General features: G+C 53.0%; 1 protein-coding gene. It reads right to left on the bottom strand.

The features are described 5' to 3' along the window. Nucleotides 1-394, bottom strand: a 394-nt coding sequence (locus tag ACTHSL_RS13145; RefSeq protein WP_440381698.1) for an IS30 family transposase, incomplete at both ends; no start/stop codon positions are given.

Consider the following 394-nt stretch of genomic DNA (forward strand, 5'->3'; position numbering starts at 1 on the left):
AAGTTCTTTAATTTGCAGATGATGGTGTAGCGGGTAGTGCGTTCGACCAAGGTCAATAATGCGCTTTTCTGATCTTTACCGACAATGGTGTCGGCTTCCCAATCGCCGATGCGGGCTTTTTGGTCGACGATGGCGGGTCGGTTTTCTATGCCGACGCGGTTGGGCACTTTGCCTCTGGTCCATGTGCTGCCGTAGCGTTTGCGGTAGGGTTTGCTGCATATTCTAAGATGTTGCCACAAGGTGCCGCCGTTACTTTTGTCTTGGCGAAGGTAGCGGTAAATGGTGCTGTGGTGGAGCGTGATTTGGTGGTGTTTGCACAGGTAGGCGCATACCTGTTCGGGACTGAGTTTGCGGCGGATAAGGGTGTGGATGTGTTGGATCAGCTGCGAGTGGA

This window comes from Neisseria sp. P0008.S010 (genome assembly GCF_051962715.1).
Lineage (GTDB): Bacteria > Pseudomonadota > Gammaproteobacteria > Burkholderiales > Neisseriaceae > Neisseria > Neisseria elongata.